The organism is Caballeronia terrestris (assembly GCF_001544515.1).
Classification (GTDB): Bacteria; Pseudomonadota; Gammaproteobacteria; order Burkholderiales; family Burkholderiaceae; genus Caballeronia; species Caballeronia terrestris.
In genome coordinates this window covers 18,508-36,829 of sequence record NZ_FCOL02000024.1, presented here as the reverse complement: position 1 = coordinate 36,829, position 18,322 = coordinate 18,508, and the positions used below count along the sequence as shown (strand labels likewise).

Here is an 18,322-nt window from a genome sequence, read left to right as displayed (position 1 = left end):
TACCGATACCACCGACATGTCGCAACAACTTCAGCAGATCATCGATAACGCCTGGGAAAACCGCGCCGAGCTGTCGCCGAAAGCCGCGCCCGCGGAAGTGCGCGACGCCGTCGCTCATGCCATCGAGCAATTGGACAAAGGCCAGCTTCGCGTCGCCGAGAAGAAAGACGGCGACTGGGTCGTCAACCAGTGGCTCAAGAAGGCCGTGCTGCTGTCGTTCCGCCTCGAAGACAACGCGCCGATGCCGGCCGGCGGCTACAGCCAGTTCTATGACAAAGTGCCCTCGAAATTCGCCAACTACACGGCCGAAGACTTCGCGGCGGGCGGTTTTCGCGTCGTGCCGCCGGCCATCGCGCGCCGCGGCTCGTTCATCGCGAAGAACGTCGTGCTGATGCCGTCGTACACGAACATCGGCGCCTACGTCGACGAAGGCTCGATGGTCGACACGTGGGCCACCGTCGGCTCGTGCGCACAGATCGGCAAGAACGTGCACTTGTCGGGCGGCGTGGGCATTGGCGGCGTGCTGGAGCCGCTGCAGGCGAACCCCGTCATCATCGAGGACAACTGCTTCATCGGCGCGCGCTCGGAAGTCGTGGAAGGCGTGATCGTCGAGGAAAACTCGGTCATTTCGATGGGCGTCTATCTCGGCCAGAGCACCAAGATCTACGATCGCGAGACCGGTTCGGTCACGTATGGCCGCATTCCGGCGGGTTCGGTCGTGGTTGCGGGCAATCTGCCGTCGAAGGACGGTTCGCACAGCCTCTACTGCGCCGTGATCGTGAAAAAGGTCGATGCCAAGACGCGCGCGAAGGTCGGCCTGAACGAGCTGCTGCGAGGCGACTGACGTGGCGAAGAAAACCGTCGTCTACGGCATTCCGAACTGCGACACCGTGAAAAAAGCACGCGTGTGGCTGGAAGAGCACGGCGTGCCGTTCGAATTCCACGACTTCAAGAAGGCGGGAGTCTCGACGGCGCTCTTGCAGGACTGGCTGAAGGACGTGTCGCTGGATGAATTGATCAACCGCCGCGGCACGACCTGGCGCGGCCTGTCCGACACGTACAAGGCCGAAGCCGGCACGACGGCCGGCGCAATCGCGCTGATGATCCACAAGCCGTCGATCATCAAGCGGCCGGTCGTCGTCGTGAACGGCCGCGTGAAGACGCTCGGATTTTCGGCCGAGCAGTACGAAACGCTGTTCGCCTGACGCGACGCCGAGCGTCGCGTCGATTAACGCAAAGCCGGCCGCCGCGCCGGCATTTTTTATTGAAAGTGGTCCATCCATGTCCGGCACCCTCCTCCTCACCGAAGACCTGATCGCGCGCGCCTCCGTCACGCCCGATGACCAGCACTGTCAGCGGCTTCTGACCGAGCGGCTCGCCGCGATCGGCTTCGACTGCGAGACCATCGAATCCGGCGGCGTCACGAACCTGTGGGCCGTGAAGCGCGGCATCGACGGCACGCAAGGCAAGCTCCTCGCGTTCGCCGGCCACACCGACGTCGTTCCGACCGGCCCGCTCGAACAGTGGACCTCGCCACCTTTCACGCCGACTCATCGCGACGGCAAGCTCTTCGGACGCGGCGCGGCGGACATGAAGACGTCGATCGCGGCGTTCGTCGTGTCGAGCGAGGAGTTCGTGAAGGCGCATCCGGAGCATCGCGGCTCGCTCGCGTTCCTCATCACGAGCGACGAGGAAGGCCCCGCGACCGACGGCACCGTGAAAGTGATCGAAGCCTTGAAGGCACGCGGCGAGCGGATGGATTACTGCATCGTCGGCGAACCGACTTCTTCGGCCACGCTCGGCGACATGGTCAAGAACGGCCGTCGCGGTTCGATGTCGGGCAAACTTGTCGTGAAGGGCGTGCAGGGACACATCGCGTATCCGCATCTCGCGAAGAATCCGATTCACCTGCTCGCGCCCGCGCTCGCGGAGCTCGTCGCCGAACACTGGGACGAAGGCAACGAATACTTCCCGCCCACGACATGGCAAGTGTCGAACCTGACGAGCGGCACGGGCGCGACCAACGTGATCCCTGGCCACGCGGACCTGATGTTCAACTTCCGCTTTTCCACAGCGAGCACCGTGGGAGGCCTGCAGTCGCGCGTCCACGCGATCCTCGACAAGCACGCGCTCGACTACGACCTCACCTGGACGGTCAGCGGCCTGCCGTTCCTCACGCCGCGCGGCTCGCTCTCGAACGCGCTCGAAAAAGCGATCCACGATGAAACCGGCGTGCGCACCGAACTGTCTACGACGGGTGGGACCTCCGACGGCCGCTTCATCGCGCGCATCTGCGATCAGGTGGTCGAGTTCGGGCCGCCGAACGGCAGCATCCACAAGATCGACGAACATATCGAAGTCAAATTCATCGAGCCGCTGAAGAACGTGTATCGCCGCGTGCTCGAACAACTGATCGCGTAAAAACACAAGGAGCCTGACGATGGCGCTGCCCTTCACCACCGTGCGTGACCTGCTGCGCTTCGGCGTGTCCCGGTTCACCGAAGCCGGATTGTCGTTCGGCCACGGCTCGTCGAATGCGTACGACGAAGCCGCGTACCTGATTCTTCACACGTTGCACCTGCCGCTCGACACGCTCGAACCGTTCCTCGACGCGCGCCTGCTCGACACCGAGATCGACGCCGTCATGAAAGTGATCGAGCGCCGCGCGAAGGATCGCGTGCCGGCGGCGTATATCACGCACGAGGCGTGGATGCACGGGCATCGCTTCTACGTCGACGAACGCGTGATCGTGCCGCGCTCTTTTATCGGCGAATTGCTCCAGGACGGCTTGCAACCGTACGTCGCCGATCCCGATCAGGTCGCGCGCGTGCTGGAACTCTGCACCGGCTCCGGGTGTCTCGCGATCCTCGCCGCGCAAGCGTTCGAAAACGCCGACATCGACGCGGTCGACATTTCGCCCGCTGCGCTCGAAGTCGCGCATCGCAACGTGGACGACTATGGCCTCGACGACCGCATCGCGCTCTACGAAGGCGATCTCTTCGCGCCGCTGCCGGGCGTGCGCTATGAGGTGATCATTACCAATCCGCCGTACGTGAACGCCATCGCGATGAGCAACCTGCCCGCCGAGTACCGTCACGAGCCGGAACTGGCGCTTGCGGGCGGCGCGGACGGTATGGACGTGGTGCGGCGGATCGTCGCCGAGGCAAGCAAGTGGCTGACCGAAGACGGCGTGCTCGTGGTCGAGATCGGCAACGAGCGGGAAAACGTGGAAGCGTCGCTGGGCGGGCTCGACCTCGTGTGGCTCTCGACCTCCGCCGGCGACGACAACGTCTTTCTCATCCAGGCCGGCGACCTGCCCGGCTGAGCGCTTGAGCGCGCGCAATGACGGGCCGCAAGCGCCCTACCTTCTGTAAGATGACGCAACGTCGGCCGGTGCTTTGAAGCACCGGCCAGTCCCCGATCGCCACGCTCGGCCGCGCGCATCCATGCAATTCGCAGACTGGCTTCACATCGGCACCTTCGTCATGGCGGCACACGTGCTCGGCACGATCGCCGCGTGTCATGCCGTGCTCAACACGCGCACGTCGCAGGGCGCGGTCGCGTGGGCCGTGTCGCTCGTGGCGATGCCGTATTTCACGCTGATCCCGTATCTCTTCCTCGGCCGCAGCAAGTTCGCCGGCTATATCGACGAACGCCGTCTCGAAAACGAAATCCTGCGCAGCCGCTCGCATCCCGCCGAGTGGGAATCGGGCGATGCCACCGACGCCGGCGCGCTGCAGAACGTGTCGAGCGTGCGCGGCGTCGCGGCGCCGGGACCCGCCGAATACCTCGGCCATCCGGCGATCCGCACGCTCACGCGTCTCTCCGGCATGCCGTTTCTGCGCGGCAACGCCGTGCGCGTACTGATCAACGGCGACGCCACTTTTTCCGCGATCCTCAGCGCGATCGAAGCTGCCGAGCACTACGTGATCGTGCAGTTTTTCATCGTGCGCGCGGATGCGCTCGGCCAGTTGCTGAAGGAGACGCTGATCGCGAAGGCGCAGGCGGGCGTGCGCGTCTACTTCCTCTACGACAGCATCGGCAGCTTCGACCTGCCGCATCACTACGTGGGCGCGCTGCGCAACGCAGGCGTGGAAGTGCACAAGTTCGCGACCAAACGCGTGTTCGTCAATCGCTTCCAGATCAACTTCCGCAATCACCGGAAGATCGTCGTGGTGGACGGCGAGCGCGCTTTCGTCGGCGGGCACAACGTGGGCGTCGAATATCTAGGCGGCAACCCGCGGCTCTCGCCGTGGCGCGATACGCATATCGAAGTGCGCGGCCCGGCAGTGGCGAGCATCCAGTTCGTCTTCATCGAGGACTGGTACTGGGCGACGCAGCGCCTGCCGGAAGTCGGGCCGACCACGCGCTGCCCCGACGACATGCACTGCCTCGTGCTTTCGAGCGGCCCCGCCGACAAACAGGAAACCTGCTCGCTCTTCTTCGTCGAAGCGATCAACGCGGCGCACAAGCGGATCTGGATCACGACGCCCTACCTGATCCCCGACGAAGCCGTGTTCTCGGCGCTGCGCCTCGCGGTGATGCGCGGCGTGGACGTGCGCATCCTGATCCCGAGCCGGCGTGACCATCGCGTGGTGTTCGCGGCGTCGAAGCTCTATGCCTACGACGCCGTCATGGCGGGCGTGCGCATCTTCCGCTACCGGCCGGGATTCCTGCACCAGAAGGTCGTGCTCGTCGACGACATCGCCGCCGCGATCGGCAGCGCGAATCTCGACAACCGCTCGTTTCGCCTGAACTTCGAGATCATGGTGCTGACCGTGGACCGGCGCTTCGCCGCCGAAGTCGAAACGATGCTGCTCGACGACTTCGCGGAGTCATACGAGATCGATCAGGACGATTACCGCCTTGCGCCCGCGTGGCGGCGCATCGCGATGCACGTAGCGCGGCTCTTCTCGCCGATTCTTTGAGCGCGGCTACAGCACCTACAGCAGCTTCTCGACTTCGTCGGTGATCGATTCCGGCTTCGTGATCGGAGCGAAACGCTTGACGATGTTGCCCTCGCGATCGACGAGAAACTTCGTGAAGTTCCACTTGATCGCCTCGATGCCGAGCACGCCCGGCTCCTTCTCCGTCAGATACTTATAGAGCGGATGCGCGTTCGCACCGTTCACGTCGATCTTCGCGAACATCGGGAACGTGACGCCGTAGTTTTTCTCGCAGAAGCTGCCGATCTGCGCGGCGTCGCCGGGTTCCTGCTTGCCGAACTGGTTGCAGGGAAAGCCGAGCACTTCCAGGCCGCGCGCCGCATAGCGCGCGTACAGATCCTGCAAGCCCTTGTACTGCGGCGTGAACCCGCATTCGCTCGCCGTGTTGACGATCAGGAGGACCTTGCCGCGGTACTTGTCGAGCGCGACGGTCTGGCCGTCGAGCGTGTCTGCCGTGAAGGCGTAGAGAGAGTCCATTCGATGCTCCGCGAGGTAAAAATCCAGTCTAAGCGAAATTCCCTGCGCGAGCATCCGGCCGGATGGGATAGGCTCAGAACACGTGCCGCATCCCGAGCATCGCGCCGAGCTGGTTGCCCGTCCCCGCCGAACTCGGCGCGTTGATGCCCTGCAACTGCGCGCCGATTAACCCGCCGCGATAATCCGCGTAATCGACTTCGGCATACACGCTCGTGCGCTTCGACAGCCCGTAGTCGACGACCATCTGGTACTGCGTCGCCGCGCCGTCCTTCGACGGGGTCTGCCCGTCCTGCAGCGTGCGCCACACGTTGCCCGAAACGTGCGTCAGGTCGCCGATCTGCTGCGTCACACCGCCGAAATACATCCGCCGCTTCGAAAAATCCGTGTACTTGAGCGCAGCGAGTGCGGCCGGCGTGAACGGGCCGTTCGGATACGACGAGAATCCCGCGTCCAGCCGGTTCTCCACGTAGCCCGCATTGAAGCGCGTGTTGCCCCACAGATACGATGCGCCGAGCGTCCACGCCTTCGAATGCGCGCCGTTGGCGGCGTCGGTGGCATCGACCCAGCCGGCCGCCGCGCGAAACGGCCCGCCTGACGAGTATTCGAGCATCGCGCCGATCTGCCGCCCCTGATTGAACTCGCCCGCCACGTTGCCGAACGAGTACGACAGCTCCATCTGCACGAAGCCGTAGCGCGCGACGTATTTCGCCATGTTGCTGCTCCAGACGCCTTCGGCCATCGTCGCTTCGGGCTTAAAGACGTAGACGGTCGGCAGCCACGCGTTCGAGCTGTAGTTGCGCACCATCGCGTCGGCGAGCGGGTTGAACTGGCGCCCGAGCGTAAGCCGCCCGGCGTTCGCCGACTGCAAGCCGACGAACGCTGTATTGAAGAACGGATAGGCCGGATCGGTGATGCCGCTGTTCGGGAAGAAGCGGTTCTCCACCTGAAAGACGGCTTTCAGGCCACCGCCCAGGTCTTCGGTGCCCTTCAGGCCGAACATGCTCTCCGACAACCCGCCGTTGCCGAGGCCGACCTTGTCGTCACCCTTAGCATTGGCGTTCGTCACATAACGCACGTTTTCATCGATGAGGCCGTAGAGCGTCACGGTTGATTGCGCGTAGGCCGTGCTCAAGTCGAGCGCAAGCGCCGCGCCCAGCAGACAGGCTCGTTTCATAGTGATCTCCTCCTGATTCTTTGTCTCGTGTGTGTTTTTTGTGCGAGCGCTTCCCTGGCGATGAATTCGCCATGAACGTGCTCGCGGGTGCAACCGAATGACTAGCCGATCACGCGCAGAAGCTTCAGCATTTGCTCGAAGCGCGCGCCGTACGGCGGATACATGAAGCGCATGCCGTTGATGCGCGATTGAAGGAACACAGGCTTTTCCTTCGACAACGCGCGAAACCCCCATTCGCCGTGGTAAGCACCGATGCCGCTCGCGCCCACGCCGCCGAACGGCTGCGATTCCTGCCCGAAGTGCCAGAGACAATCGTTGACGGTCACGCCGCCGGACACCGTCTCGCTAAGCACGCGATCGCGGTTTGCTGTATCGCGCCCGTACCAATAGAGCGCGAGCGGCCGGTCGCGCGCCGCGACGAACGTGATCGCTTCGCCGACATCGCCGCCATAGGTCAGCACCGGCAGGATCGGTCCGAAGATTTCCTCCCGCATCACGGCCATGTCAGGTTTGACGTCGAGCATCAGCGTCGGCGGGAGACGCCAGCCGCCGAGCGGCGCTTTGGCGTCCTTGCCCGCCTCGCCGAGCGGCACGCAGAGTGCGCCTTGCTTGCGTGCATCGCCAATCAGGCCGGTCAGCCGCCGATACTGCCGCTCGTTGATGATCGACGTGTAGTCGGGATTGCTCGCCGCCGCCGGAAAGAGACGCTGCGCCGCCGCGATCAGTGCCTTCGCGAACGCATCGCGCAACCCAGCCGGCACGAGCGCGTAGTCCGGCGCGATGCACGTCTGCCCCGCGTTGAGCAACTTGCCGTAAACGAGGCTCGCGGCGGCGGCATCGAGATCGGCGCTCGGATCGATGATCGCCGGCGACTTGCCGCCGAGCTCCAGCGTGACCGGCGTGAGATTCGCCGCAGCCGCGAGCGCGACGCGCCGCCCGACCGCCGTCGATCCGGTGAACACGAGGTGATCGAATGGAAGTTGCGAAAACGCCTCCGCCGCCTCGACGCCGCCCGTGACGATCGCGAACTCATCGGCCTGGAAATAGCGCGGCGCGGCTTCGCGCATCGCTTGCGCGAAACGCGGCGTGAACTCCGAAAGCTTCACCATCACGCGATTGCCCGCCGCGAGCGCGGGCACGACCGGCCCCATCGACAACTGATACGGATAGTTCCACGGCGCGATCACGCCGACGACACCGAGCGGCTGGCGCATCAGCACGTTGCACCCCGGCCGGAACGACAGCGAGGTCGGCGCGCGGCGCGTCTTCATCCAGCCGCGCAGATGTTTGCGCGCATGACGGATCGCGGACAGGATCATCTCGAAGTCGATGAGCCGCGTCTCGTGCGTCGAGCGATGGCCGAAGTCTTCGCGGATCGCCTCGATGAGCCGTGGCGCCTCGCGCTCGGTCATGCGTTCGAGGCGCGCGAGCCGGTCGAGGCGCAGCGCGAGATCCGGCGGCGGCGACGCGAGGCACGCGGCGCGCTGAACGTCGAAACGCTCGCGCAGGGTGTCGGTCGTTTCGCTCTCGGGAGGTATGTCCAGACGCATGTTCATGTGGCTTGTCCTCAATCCGTAACTGCAAGCAGATGGTCACGCCACGTTTCGCGCAGCGTGTGCTTGAGCAGCTTGCCGGTCGCGCCGAGCGGGAGGTCGTCGACGAAGACGATGTCGTCCGGGATCTGCCACTTCGCCACGCGATCCGCGTACAACGAGAGCAACGCCTCGCGCGTTACGCTCGCGCAGGGCCGCTTCATCACGAGGACGATCGGGCGCTCGTCCCAGCGTGGATGCTTGACGCCGATGCACGCCGCGCGCAGCACGCCCGGATGCGACAGCGCGATGTTCTCCAGCTCCGCCGAGCTGATCCACTCGCCGCCCGACTTGATGACGTCCTTCGCGCGATCGGTGATGCGCATGAAGCCGTCGCCGTCGATGGTCGCGATGTCGCCCGTCGCGAACCAGCCGTCGGTGGTGAGTGCTTCGGCCTGGTCCGCACCGAAGTACGCGCTCAGCACCCACGCGCCGCGAATCTGCAGCTCGCCCGCCGCGACGCCGTCGCGCGGCAACCCGGCACCGCTTTCATCGACGATGCGCAGTTCCACGCCGAACGGCGCGCGTCCCTGCGACAGCGCCACCGACGCGCGCTCGTCCGGCGTCATGTCGGCGGGCGAGCGGCGTGGCGCGGACGCCGTACCGAGCGGTGAGGTCTCCGTCATGCCCCACGCGTGCAACACGTCGATGCCGTGACGCCCGGTGAACCCGTCATACATCCCGCGCGAGCACGACGCCCCGCCGATCACCGTGCGCCTGAACGTGCGAAAGCGGATGCGCTCGGCATCGGCGTGATCGAGCAGGCCCTGCCACACGGTCGGCACGCCGGCGGCAAGCGTCACGCCTTCGTCCTCGATCAGCTTGCAGAGCGACGCGCCGTCGAGCGACTGCCCCGGCAGCACCAGCTTGCTGCCCATCGCTGGCGCGGCATAGGCGAGTCCCCACGCGTTCACATGGAACATCGGCACCACGGGCAGGATCGTGTCGCGCGCAGAGAGATTCAGCGAATCCGGCAGCGATACGGCATACGCGTGCAGCACCGACGACCGATGGCTGTAGAGCACGCCTTTGGGCTTGCCCGTCGTGCCGCTCGTGTAGCAAAGCGACGACGCCGCGTGTTCGTCGAACTGCGGCCAGTCGTAGCGGTCGCTCTGCGCGCCGATCAGCGCCTCGTAGCTCAGCAGGTTCGGGATGCCGCTTTCCTGCGGCAGATCGGCTTCGCTGCACAGCGCGACATACACGCCGATCGCGGGACACGCCTGATGCAGCTTCTGCACGATCGGCAGGAAGGTAAGGTCGAAGAAGAGCGCGCGATCCTGCGCGTGGTTCAGGATCCACTGCACCTGCTCGATCGTGAGACGCGGGTTGACCGTATGCAGCACGCGCGCCGACCCCGAGACGCCGAAGTACAACTCGAAGTGCCGGTAGCCGTTCCACGCGAGCGAGACGACGGTTTCGCCGGGCTTTAGCGCCAACGCATCGAGCGCGTTGGCCAGGCGGCGGCTGCGGGCGAACGCCTCGCGATAGGTATGGCGATGCACGTCGCCTTCCACGCGACGGCTCACGATTTCCACGTCGCCGTGCGAGCGCTCGGCGAACTCCGCAATCGACGACAGCAACAGCGGACGATCCTGCATCAGTCCACGCATGACACATCTCCATCGCGGCGCATCGCGCGCCGCTCGTTATAGGTATGAAAAGATTTATTCAGGCCCGACCAACGACGACCGCGCGCCCGTCGGCGAGATAGATGACCGCGCGCGCCTCGGCCACTTCGTCGGCGCTGTATTCGCGTTGCGGGGTAGATTTGCGGACCGCATTCATCGCAGGCTTCGAGCGAAAAAGCGGCCACCAGAGCTGTTCGTACCACGGCTCCGAGCGCACACCGACGGGCAGCCCGAACGCATCCTGCACGCGATGCGGCGATCCAACCGACGTCCCGTGCAGGTGATCCCACACGACGAACACGTTCGCGTAGTTCGCCGACGTATTGCCATAGCGCCCGATGCCGTGATGCACGTGGTGATAGTCCTGCAGCACGAAGATTTTCTCGAACACGTCGAGCACCGCGCGGCCGATCGCGACACGACGAATCGCCAGATCCCAGCGCACCGCCGTGTGCTGCAGATACACCACGACGATCTTCAGCACGAGCATCGCGAGCGCGGCGTGCGTCGCGCCGAGAAAGAGCAGCGTCCCCGCGATCCAGGTGTTCGGCAGGAGCGCGTTGAACATCCAGTTGTTGCGCATCGTTGCGAGCACGTTCAGGCGTGTCGGCGTGTGATGCGGCTTGTGCAGGCGCCACATCCACGGCACTGTGTGGCCGCCGCGATGCAGCCAGTAGTTGCCGTAGTCGTCCATCAGCATCGCGATCGGGAAGACGAGCCATGCCGAGGTATGAGCGAGCGCACCCTGCCATTGCGGCACGAGGCGCGGCAGCACGGTGGCGATCAGCAGCAGTTGCAGCGCGCGCACGGTGAACAGGTTGATCGCCGCGCCCGCGCTCACGCCGAGCTCGTTCGCGGTCCACACGCGCGGCTTGCGATACTCGCCCGCGACGATTTCCCACAGCAGCAGCGCGCCGAACGTGGCGGCTGCGATTTTGATGTCCAGTGTCATGCTCGGTCTCCTCCGGATCTGCCGGCTTTACTTTTACTTCTCGCTGAGACGGCCCGCGCCCGCGACGCCGAACACGAGCTTGCCGCCCGTCTGCGGCGGGCTCACCTCGACCTTCACGTCGAACGCGCCGCCGAGTTTCGACATCTCGCCCGTGCCGCCCGTGATCGTGAACGTGCCGGTCTGATGCCAGACGCCCTTGTCATCGAAGATTTTCTGGAAGCGCACGAAGAGCGAACCCGCGTTTTGCGTCTTGAACTCGCAGAAGGCGGTGCCGTCGACGACGGTGTTCTTCGCATCGACGACATCGACGCCGTCGCAGTTCACGTAGATCGGCTCGGAGCGCGCGTCGAATGTGAGCTTGCCCGCGCCTTCCGCGATGAACGCGAGACGCGCGCGATCGCCGGGAATCGTCGTGCGGCTCATGTTGCGGATCCCGGCGCCGAGCTGCACCGTCGATTGCAGTTCGCGCGCCTCTACGGCGGTCGTCGCGGCGCTCATCAGAAGGAGCGCGCAGGCTGCGGTGGTGAAACGGGTGGTACGGAACATCGTCAAATCTCCTCGGTTTGAAGGGTGCTCTGATCCAGAAAGCGATCGAAGTGGATGTGGGCGGCCGCTACACGCGATGCCACCGCGTCGCGCACGGCATCGACCATCGCGGGCGGGCCGCACAGGAAAAAGGCGCTCGACGCGACGTCGCAGTAAGCGTCGAGGAATTCGGTGCAGTAGCCGGTGTGGCCGCTCCACGACGAGCCGGGCGGTTCATTCGAGAGCACCGGCACGAAGATGAAGCGCCCCGCCCAGCGCGCGGCGAGCGCCTCGATCTCCTCGATGCAATAGAGGTCCGCCTGCGTGCGCGCGCCGAAAAAGAGCGTGACGTCGGGCACCTGCGGGTTTTGGACCATCGATTCGAGCAGCGCCTTGATCGGCGCGAGTCCGCTGCCGCCCGCGACGCAGACCATCGGCCGGCCGCCGCCTGTCGTGCGGCCGAACGCGCCGAGCGGTGCAGTCAGCGTAACGCGCGCGCCGCTGCGATCGGCTTCGAAGAGCCATTCGGTGAACGCACCGCCAGGCACGCGCCGCACGTGGAAATGAAGGCGCGTCTGGCCGTCAGGCTGCGGCGCGCAGGCGAACGAATAGCAGCGCGGCGCGTCGGCGAGCGTCGGATGGCCGGGCACTGAGATCTGCGCGTATTGACCGGCGCCGTAGCGCACCGGTTGATCGGTATGGATCACGAGTTCGCGGATGTCGTGATTGAGCAGCCGCGTGCTTTCGATACACCCTTCAACCGTATGCACCGCGTGCGCTTCGCCGTGATCGGGCGACACGCCCGGCACGATCAGCTCGACGTCGCTTTGCGGCACGCACTGGCACGCGAGCACGAAGCCCGCCTGCAATTCGTCGCTTGAGATGTGACTGGAGATATCGCGCTTCAACTGCACGCGCCCCGCGACGAGCTGGCTGCGGCACGAGCCGCAATCGCCGACGAGGCAAAGATGCGCGATCTTGATGTTGTCCCGAAGCCCCGCCTTGAGGATCGTCTCGCCCGGACGCACGTCGCACACGCGCTCGGTCCCGGCAATGGAAAGCCTGAAGGCGCGCGCCCCGTTCGCGGAAATTCGCTGTTCTGCCATGCCACCTGTCTCCTGGATTCGTGTTGAATCTTTTTTGTGAGACAAGAGTAGGCACGCCAAAAAATAAACGGAACTGAAGTGTTAGCATATGAATCATTCACGCCGCGAATAGCTGAACGACCCCATCACCACCATGTCCCTGCGCGCCATCGACCTGGATCTCCTCGCGATCTTCGACGCCATTTACAAGACGCGTAACCTCACGCGCGCCTCCGAACGCATCGGCCTGAGCCAGCCAGCGGTGAGCCATGCACTGACGCGCCTGCGCGAAACCTTCGGCGACCAGTTGTTCCTGCGCGACGGCCGCGCGATGGAACCGACCGCCCGCGCGCATCGGCTCGGGGTCGCGATCGAAAGCGTGCTGAACGATGTCGACGGCATGCTGCGCGACGACGCCGTGTTCGACCCGTCGGGCTCGCAGCGCGAGTTCAACCTCGTGCTCTCCGACTATGGCGAGTTGCTGATCCTGCCCGCGCTGATGCGGCGCCTGCAGGATCTCGATGCGCAATTGCGCATCAATGTGCGCGCACAGCACTTCGGCGAAGTGCGCGACGCGATGCAGTTCGGCAAGGTCGATTTCTATCTGTGGGCCGTGCCGGTGAAGGACAGCGGCTTTCGCTGCGAGGCGGTCGCGACCGATACGCTTTCGTGCGTCGTGCGGCGCGGGCATCCGCTGCTCGATGCGCCCGTCACGCTCAAGCGTTATTTGCAGGCACGGCATATCGGTATCGCCTGGCCTAGCTGGCAAGGGGCGCGTCCGATCGACCAGTTCCTGCACAGCAAGGGCCTCGCGCGCGAAGTCGATACGACGGTGCATTCGTTCTTCGACGTACCGCGAGTCGTCGCGGTGACCGATCTCGTGAGCACGATGCCCACGCGCATGGCGTGCGAGATCGCGGCGCAGCATGGGCTTGTCGCGTTCGAGGCGCCGCTCGCGGGGTTGAATGTCGCGATGTATCTGATGTGGCACAGCCGGCTGGATGGGGACCCGGCGCATCGGTGGATGGGGGGATTGTTGAAGGAGTTGATTGCGGCGCGGCCAGCGGCTGCCTCGAAGCCCAGCCGACGCCGCGCAGCGCCGGCAGTCTAAAATACCCTTTTCCCCCGCCCCGGTCGTCACGTCGTGATTCGCTTCAACCAATTCAGCCTTGCCCGCGGCACCAAGCCGCTCTTCGACGCGACCACCTTCGCCCTCAACCCGGGCGAGAAGGCCGGCCTCGTCGGCGCGAACGGCGCGGGCAAGTCGACGCTCTTCTCCGTGCTGCGCGGCGACCTGCACGCCGACGGCGGCGACTTTTCGATGCCGCCGTCCTGGCAGATCGCGCACGTCGCGCAGGAGACGCCCGCCGTCGACCGCACCGCGCTCGACTACACGCTCGACGGCGATACGCAACTGCGCGCGATCGAAGCGCGCATCGCGGTGGCATCGGCGGCTCACGACGGCGCCGCCGAAGCGCACGAACACGCCGCCTTCGCCGATGCCGACGGCTACACCGCCCCCGCGCGCGCCGAGGCGCTGCTGCTCGGCCTGGGCTTCACGCTCGCACAGACGCGCGAGCCGGTCGCGAGTTTTTCGGGCGGCTGGCGCATGCGGCTGAACCTCGCGCAGGCGCTGATGTGCCGCTCCGACCTGCTACTCCTCGACGAACCGACCAACCACCTGGATCTCGACGCGATCGTCTGGCTCGAAGACTGGCTGCATCGCTATCCGGGGACGCTGATCGTGATCTCCCACGATCGCGAATTTCTCGATTCCGTCTGCAACGTGACGTTGCATCTGGAAAACCGCCAGATCAAGCGCTACGGCGGCAACTACAGCCAGTTCGAGATCCTGCGCGCGCAGCAGATCGCGCTGCAGCAGAGCGCCTATGAAAAGCAGCAGAAGACGGTCGAGCATCTGCAGAGCTTCATCAACCGCTTCAAGGCGAAGGCGACCAAGGCGAAGCAGGCGCAAAGCCGCGTGAAGGCGCTCGAAAAGATGGAACTGATCGCGCCGGCGCACGCGTCGTCGCCGTTCACGTTCGAATTCCGCATGCCCGACGCCGCGCCCAATCCGATGATCGTCATGGACGACGTCCGCTGCGGCTATCACACCGAAAGCGGCGACGTGCCGATCGTCGAGAACGTGACGTTATCGATTCAGAACGGACAGCGCATCGGCCTGCTGGGCGCGAACGGCCAGGGCAAGTCGACGCTCATCAAGACACTCGCCGCCACGCTCGATGCACTCTCGGGCACCGTGCGCCAGGGCAAGGGCCTGCGCATCGGCTATTTCGCGCAGCATCAGTTGGAAACGCTGCGTCCTGACGACTCGCCGATCCAGCATCTCGCGCGCCTCGCGCCTGACACGCGCGAGCAGGAATTGCGCGATTTTCTCGGCGGCTTCAACTTCTCCGGCGAGATGGCGACCGCGAAGATCGCGCCGTTTTCCGGCGGCGAGAAGGCGCGCCTCGCGCTTGCGCTGATCATCTGGCAGAAGCCGAACCTGCTGCTCCTCGACGAGCCGACGAACCACCTCGACCTCGAAACCCGCCACGCGCTGACGATGGCGCTCGCGCAGTTCGAAGGCACGCTGATCCTCGTGTCGCACGACCGCGCATTGCTGCGCGCGACGACCGACATCTTCATGCTGGTGGCGAAACACCGTCTGCAGCCCTTCGACGGCGATCTCGACGACTATCGCGACTGGCTGCTGCAGCACGCCGCCGAGGCGCGCGCGGCGGCGAAGGAAGCGAACGGATCAGCCGATGCTGGACAGGACTCGGCGCAGAATCGGAAGGAACAGCGTCGGCAGGAAGCGCAGGAGCGGCAGAAGCTCTCGCATCTGAAGAGGCCGTTGCAGTCGCGGATCGCGAAGATCGAGAAGGAGATGGACGCGCTGCATGCGGAGAAGACGGCGCTCGATCACTTCGTCGCTGATCCGGCGAGCTACGAGGCGTCGATGAAAACCAGGCTCACCGACTCGATCCGCCGCCAGGCCGACGTGAGCGCGCGGCTCGAAACGCTGGAACTCGAATGGCTCGAAGTGCACGAAGAGCTGGAGCAGATCGGCTGAAGCATTACCACCAGGAACCGGAGCCGAGCCTTGTCGCAAACCTTACCCCTCGACGGCCTCTGCGTGCTCGACCTGACGCGCCTCCTGCCCGGCCCGGTGGCGACGTTGCGGCTCGCGGAACTCGGCGCCGACGTCCTCAAGATCGAAGCGCCAGGCGCAGGTGACTACGCCCGCTCGATGCTGCTGAGCGACGCCGATCGCGCGACGGGCACGCCGAGCGCGTTCTATCGGCAGGTCAATCGCGGAAAGCGCTTTCTCACGCTCGATCTGAAAAGCGCGGAAGGCCGCGCGCAGTTGATCCGCTTGGCGCGCGACGCCGACGTGCTCGTCGAGAGTTTTCGACCTTCGGTGATGGCGCGGCTCGGCGTCGGCTACGACGTGTTGCGCGAGGCGAACCCTAAGCTCGTCTATTGCGCGATCACAGGTTTCGGCAGCGACGGGCCGTTCACGGACCTGCCCGGCCACGATCTCAACTACATGGCGTACGCGGGCGTCCTCGACCAGCTCGCGGCGAGCGACGGCACGCCGATCGTGCCGAACTTCCAGATCGCGGATTTGCTGGGCGGCGCGCTCGCGGCCGTCACGCAGATTCTCGCGGCGCTCTGGCCCGTGGCGCGCGGCGGCGAAGGCCGCTGTCTGAATGTATCGATGACGCACGCCGTGCACGCGCACAACGTGATGGCGCACATCGCACTCGACAATTCCGCCGATGCCACCACGCGCGCGGGCGCCGGGCTGCTGAACGGCGGTACGCCCTGCTACAACGTCTATCGCACGCGCGACGATCGCTTCGTCGCGGTGGGCGCGCTGGAACTCAAGTTCTGGGAAACGTTGTGCAAGGCGCTCGGACAGCCCGAATGGGCGTCGCGGCACTGGAGCCTCGGCCAGGCGATCGGCGGCGCGGATGCCGACGAGCTCACTCAATCGCTCGCCGCGTTGTTCCGCGAGCGCACCCGCGACGAATGGATCGCGCTGCTTGAGCCACTCGGCTGCTGCGTGGCGCCGGTGTTGACGCCCGCCGAAGCGGCGGTGCATCCGCTGTTCCAGCGCAAAAACGCTTAGCGGCGCGGCAAGGTCTGCCGCGGCATGCGCTCATCGTCGACGAGCATGTGTTTGCGTCCCGTCACGTGACGTCGAATGGTCGCGACGACTTCATCCTCGGTCACGTCCGCCGCCACGACGCGGCGCGAAATCTGCCCTTCGGCATCGATCCATTCGACGATCCGGCAACCGCCGCCCCAAGGCTGCTCGATCGGCGCGGAGACGCGGCAGCCGCGCAGGTGATACGAAGGTTGCGGCCCGGATTGTTCTGAGTGTTTCAAGGCGTAGTCCTCTACTCTTGCAGGCTTTCGAAATTGCAGCCGTGAAAGGATAAGAAAACTACGCGTCGATTGGGTTACATGCGCCGCCAACTCTTTTACGCGGCATTACGAGGGACCGAACGCTACTTAATCGAGCGAGCGCACCCGGTCGATCGCTTCCTCGATGCGGTCCACCGCGATCACCTCCAGCCCGTCGATCGGCTGCTTCGGCGCGTTCGCCTTCGGAATCAGCGCGATCGAAAACCCGAGCTTCGCGGCTTCCTTCAGCCGGTCCTGTCCCCGCGGCGACGGCCGGATTTCGCCCGCGAGCCCCACTTCGCCGAACACGATCAGACCCTTCGGCAGTGGCTTGTTGCGCATCGACGATTGAATGGCCAGCAGCACGGCGAGATCGGCGGCAGGCTCGGTAATCTTCACCCCGCCGACCGCGTTCAAAAACACGTCCTGATCGAAGCATGCGATGCCCGCATGCCGATGCAGCACCGCGAGCAACAGCGCGAGCCGGTTCTGCTCCAGCCCGACCGCGAGCCGGCGCGGATTCGGCACGTGCGCCGTATCGACGAGCGCCTGCACTTCAACGAGCAGCGGCCGCGAGCCTTCCTGCGTCACGAGCACGCACGATCCCGGCACGCTCTGCTCATGCTGCGACAAAAACAGCGCCGACGGATTCGCCACGCCGCGCAGGCCGCGCTCGGTCATCGCGAAGACGCCGAGCTCGTTGACCGCGCCGAAGCGGTTCTTGAACGCGCGCACGAGACGGAACGACGAGTGCGTGTCGCCCTCGAAGTACAGCACCGTATCCACGATGTGTTCCAGCACGCGCGGCCCCGCGAGATTGCCCTCCTTCGTCACGTGGCCGACCATGATGATCGTCGTGCCCGTCTGCTTGGCGATGCGCGTGAGCTGCGCCGCGCACTCGCGCACCTGCGCGACCGAGCCGGGCGCGGACGTGAGTGCCTCGGAATAAACGGTCTGAATCGAATCGATGACGGCGACTTCGGGCCGTTCGGCATCGATCGTCGCCTGGATTTTTTCGAGCTGGATTTCGGCGAGGAGCCGCAAATCGGGCGCGGCCGATTCCGAGCCGTTCAAGAGGCCGAGCCGCTGGGCGCGCAACGCGATCTGCGCGCCGGATTCCTCGCCGCTGATATAGAGCGCGGGCCGCTCGCGCGCGATTTCGGCAAGCGACTGCAGCAGCAGCGTCGATTTGCCGATGCCCGGATCGCCGCCAATCAGCACCACACCGCCCGCCACCAGGCCGCCGCCCAAAACGCGGTCGAATTCGCCGATGCCGGTGGTGAAGCGCGGCACGTCGGTCGCTTCGATGTCGGCGAGCCGACGCACCGTCGAGGTCTTTGCGAGCGACTGGAAGCGGTGCGCCGAGGGCGTTTCCGCCACCGATTCCACCAGCGTGTTCCACGCGCCGCACGCGGGGCATTGCCCTTGCCACTTCGGCGCCTGACCGCCGCATTCGCTACAGATGTACAGCGTCTTCGCCTTCGCTACTTTTGCCACGCGTGATCCTGAATTCGACTGCTATTAAAA

17 protein-coding genes are annotated in these 18,322 nt (G+C 65.2%); 8 read left to right on the top strand and 9 right to left on the bottom strand.

Going from position 1 to position 18,322, the window contains the following annotated elements:
• Positions 1–16 precede the first annotated feature (16 nt).
• The 5 genes from dapD to cls all read left to right on the top strand — a co-directional run bounded on the left by dapD (position 17) and on the right by cls (position 4,928).
• On the top strand, positions 17–844 hold the full coding sequence (gene dapD, locus AWB67_RS20060) for a 2,3,4,5-tetrahydropyridine-2,6-dicarboxylate N-succinyltransferase (RefSeq protein ID WP_087657979.1): 828 nt from the start codon (positions 17–19) through the stop codon (positions 842–844).
• A gap of 1 nt (position 845) precedes the next feature.
• On the top strand, positions 846–1,205 hold the full coding sequence (locus AWB67_RS20055; RefSeq protein WP_087657978.1) for an ArsC family reductase: 360 nt from the start codon (positions 846–848) through the stop codon (positions 1,203–1,205).
• Positions 1,206–1,281: 76 nt separating this feature from the next.
• Positions 1,282–2,421: a succinyl-diaminopimelate desuccinylase gene (dapE, locus tag AWB67_RS20050; protein ID WP_087657977.1), complete on the top strand. Its 1,140-nt coding sequence runs from the start codon at positions 1,282–1,284 to the stop codon at positions 2,419–2,421.
• Between the two features lie 19 nt (positions 2,422–2,440).
• Positions 2,441–3,325, top strand: coding sequence for a 50S ribosomal protein L3 N(5)-glutamine methyltransferase (gene prmB, locus AWB67_RS20045; protein ID WP_087657976.1), 885 nt, complete (start codon positions 2,441–2,443; stop codon positions 3,323–3,325).
• Positions 3,326–3,446: 121 nt separating this feature from the next.
• A complete protein-coding gene (cls, locus tag AWB67_RS20040; protein WP_087657975.1) occupies positions 3,447–4,928 on the top strand; it encodes a cardiolipin synthase in 1,482 nt (493 codons plus the stop codon).
• 15 nt (positions 4,929–4,943) lie between these two features.
• Here cls and AWB67_RS20035 read toward each other — a convergent pair whose 3' ends face one another.
• From AWB67_RS20035 to AWB67_RS20005, 7 genes are all read right to left on the bottom strand, one after another.
• Positions 4,944–5,423 carry a glutathione peroxidase gene (locus AWB67_RS20035; protein WP_087657974.1) on the bottom strand — a complete coding sequence of 160 codons (480 nt, stop codon included), beginning with the start codon at positions 5,421–5,423 and terminating at the stop codon, positions 4,944–4,946.
• 73 nt (positions 5,424–5,496) lie between these two features.
• Positions 5,497–6,597, bottom strand: a complete 1,101-nt coding sequence (locus tag AWB67_RS20030; protein ID WP_087657973.1) for a porin — start codon at positions 6,595–6,597, stop codon at positions 5,497–5,499.
• A 101-nt stretch (positions 6,598–6,698) separates the two neighbouring features.
• Positions 6,699–8,147: a coniferyl aldehyde dehydrogenase gene (locus AWB67_RS20025; RefSeq protein WP_087658017.1), complete on the bottom strand. Its 1,449-nt coding sequence runs from the start codon at positions 8,145–8,147 to the stop codon at positions 6,699–6,701.
• A gap of 17 nt (positions 8,148–8,164) precedes the next feature.
• Complete coding sequence (locus tag AWB67_RS20020) at positions 8,165–9,799, bottom strand: 3-(methylthio)propionyl-CoA ligase (protein WP_087657972.1); 1,635 nt, start codon at positions 9,797–9,799, stop codon at positions 8,165–8,167.
• A 58-nt stretch (positions 9,800–9,857) separates the two neighbouring features.
• Entirely contained in the window at positions 9,858–10,769 is a 912-nt protein-coding gene (locus AWB67_RS20015) for a sterol desaturase family protein (protein ID WP_087657971.1), read from the bottom strand.
• Positions 10,770–10,802: 33 nt separating this feature from the next.
• Positions 10,803–11,315 carry a hypothetical protein gene (locus AWB67_RS20010; RefSeq protein ID WP_087657970.1) on the bottom strand — a complete coding sequence of 171 codons (513 nt, stop codon included), beginning with the start codon at positions 11,313–11,315 and terminating at the stop codon, positions 10,803–10,805.
• Positions 11,316–11,317: 2 nt separating this feature from the next.
• Entirely contained in the window at positions 11,318–12,400 is a 1,083-nt protein-coding gene (locus AWB67_RS20005) for a 2Fe-2S iron-sulfur cluster-binding protein (RefSeq protein ID WP_087657969.1), read from the bottom strand.
• Positions 12,401–12,533: 133 nt separating this feature from the next.
• Here AWB67_RS20005 and AWB67_RS20000 point away from each other — a divergent pair, with 133 nt between their 5' ends.
• Genes AWB67_RS20000 through AWB67_RS19990 form a run of 3 tightly spaced genes read left to right on the top strand, consistent with a single transcriptional unit; the run spans position 12,534 to position 16,517 of the window.
• Positions 12,534–13,490, top strand: coding sequence for a LysR family transcriptional regulator (locus tag AWB67_RS20000; protein ID WP_087657968.1), 957 nt, complete (start codon positions 12,534–12,536; stop codon positions 13,488–13,490).
• 33 nt (positions 13,491–13,523) lie between these two features.
• Entirely contained in the window at positions 13,524–15,455 is a 1,932-nt protein-coding gene (locus AWB67_RS19995) for an ATP-binding cassette domain-containing protein (RefSeq protein ID WP_087657967.1), read from the top strand.
• A 30-nt stretch (positions 15,456–15,485) separates the two neighbouring features.
• On the top strand, positions 15,486–16,517 hold the full coding sequence (locus AWB67_RS19990) for a CaiB/BaiF CoA transferase family protein (protein ID WP_087657966.1): 1,032 nt from the start codon (positions 15,486–15,488) through the stop codon (positions 16,515–16,517).
• On the opposite strand, the gene AWB67_RS19985 is transcribed toward AWB67_RS19990, so the two are convergent.
• Together AWB67_RS19985 and radA are read right to left on the bottom strand one after the other, a co-directional pair.
• The gene (locus tag AWB67_RS19985; protein ID WP_087657965.1) at positions 16,514–16,777 is read right to left on the bottom strand and encodes a DUF2866 domain-containing protein; all 264 of its coding nucleotides are present in this window, start codon (positions 16,775–16,777) and stop codon (positions 16,514–16,516) included. The genes AWB67_RS19990 and AWB67_RS19985 overlap by 4 nt on opposite strands.
• A gap of 126 nt (positions 16,778–16,903) precedes the next feature.
• Entirely contained in the window at positions 16,904–18,292 is a 1,389-nt protein-coding gene (radA, locus tag AWB67_RS19980) for a DNA repair protein RadA (protein WP_087657964.1), read from the bottom strand.
• Positions 18,293–18,322: the final 30 nt, after the last annotated feature.

Excerpts from the sequence above, each read along its gene's own strand:
- AWB67_RS20025 (WP_087658017.1), bottom strand. The coding sequence starts at position 8,147 with ATGCGTCTGGACATACCTCCCGAGAGCGAAACGACCGACACCCTGCGC.
- cls (WP_087657975.1), top strand. The coding sequence starts at position 3,447 with ATGCAATTCGCAGACTGGCTTCACATCGGCACCTTCGTCATGGCGGCA.
- AWB67_RS20035 (WP_087657974.1), bottom strand. The coding sequence starts at position 5,423 with ATGGACTCTCTCTACGCCTTCACGGCAGACACGCTCGACGGCCAGACC.
- AWB67_RS20005 (WP_087657969.1), bottom strand. The coding sequence starts at position 12,400 with ATGGCAGAACAGCGAATTTCCGCGAACGGGGCGCGCGCCTTCAGGCTT.
- AWB67_RS20015 (WP_087657971.1), bottom strand. The coding sequence starts at position 10,769 with ATGACACTGGACATCAAAATCGCAGCCGCCACGTTCGGCGCGCTGCTG.
- AWB67_RS20020 (WP_087657972.1), bottom strand. The coding sequence starts at position 9,799 with ATGCGTGGACTGATGCAGGATCGTCCGCTGTTGCTGTCGTCGATTGCG.
- AWB67_RS20000 (WP_087657968.1), top strand. The coding sequence starts at position 12,534 with ATGTCCCTGCGCGCCATCGACCTGGATCTCCTCGCGATCTTCGACGCC.
- AWB67_RS20030 (WP_087657973.1), bottom strand. The coding sequence starts at position 6,597 with ATGAAACGAGCCTGTCTGCTGGGCGCGGCGCTTGCGCTCGACTTGAGC.
- AWB67_RS20010 (WP_087657970.1), bottom strand. The coding sequence starts at position 11,315 with ATGTTCCGTACCACCCGTTTCACCACCGCAGCCTGCGCGCTCCTTCTG.
- dapD (WP_087657979.1), top strand. The coding sequence starts at position 17 with ATGTCGCAACAACTTCAGCAGATCATCGATAACGCCTGGGAAAACCGC.
- dapE (WP_087657977.1), top strand. The coding sequence starts at position 1,282 with ATGTCCGGCACCCTCCTCCTCACCGAAGACCTGATCGCGCGCGCCTCC.
- prmB (WP_087657976.1), top strand. The coding sequence starts at position 2,441 with ATGGCGCTGCCCTTCACCACCGTGCGTGACCTGCTGCGCTTCGGCGTG.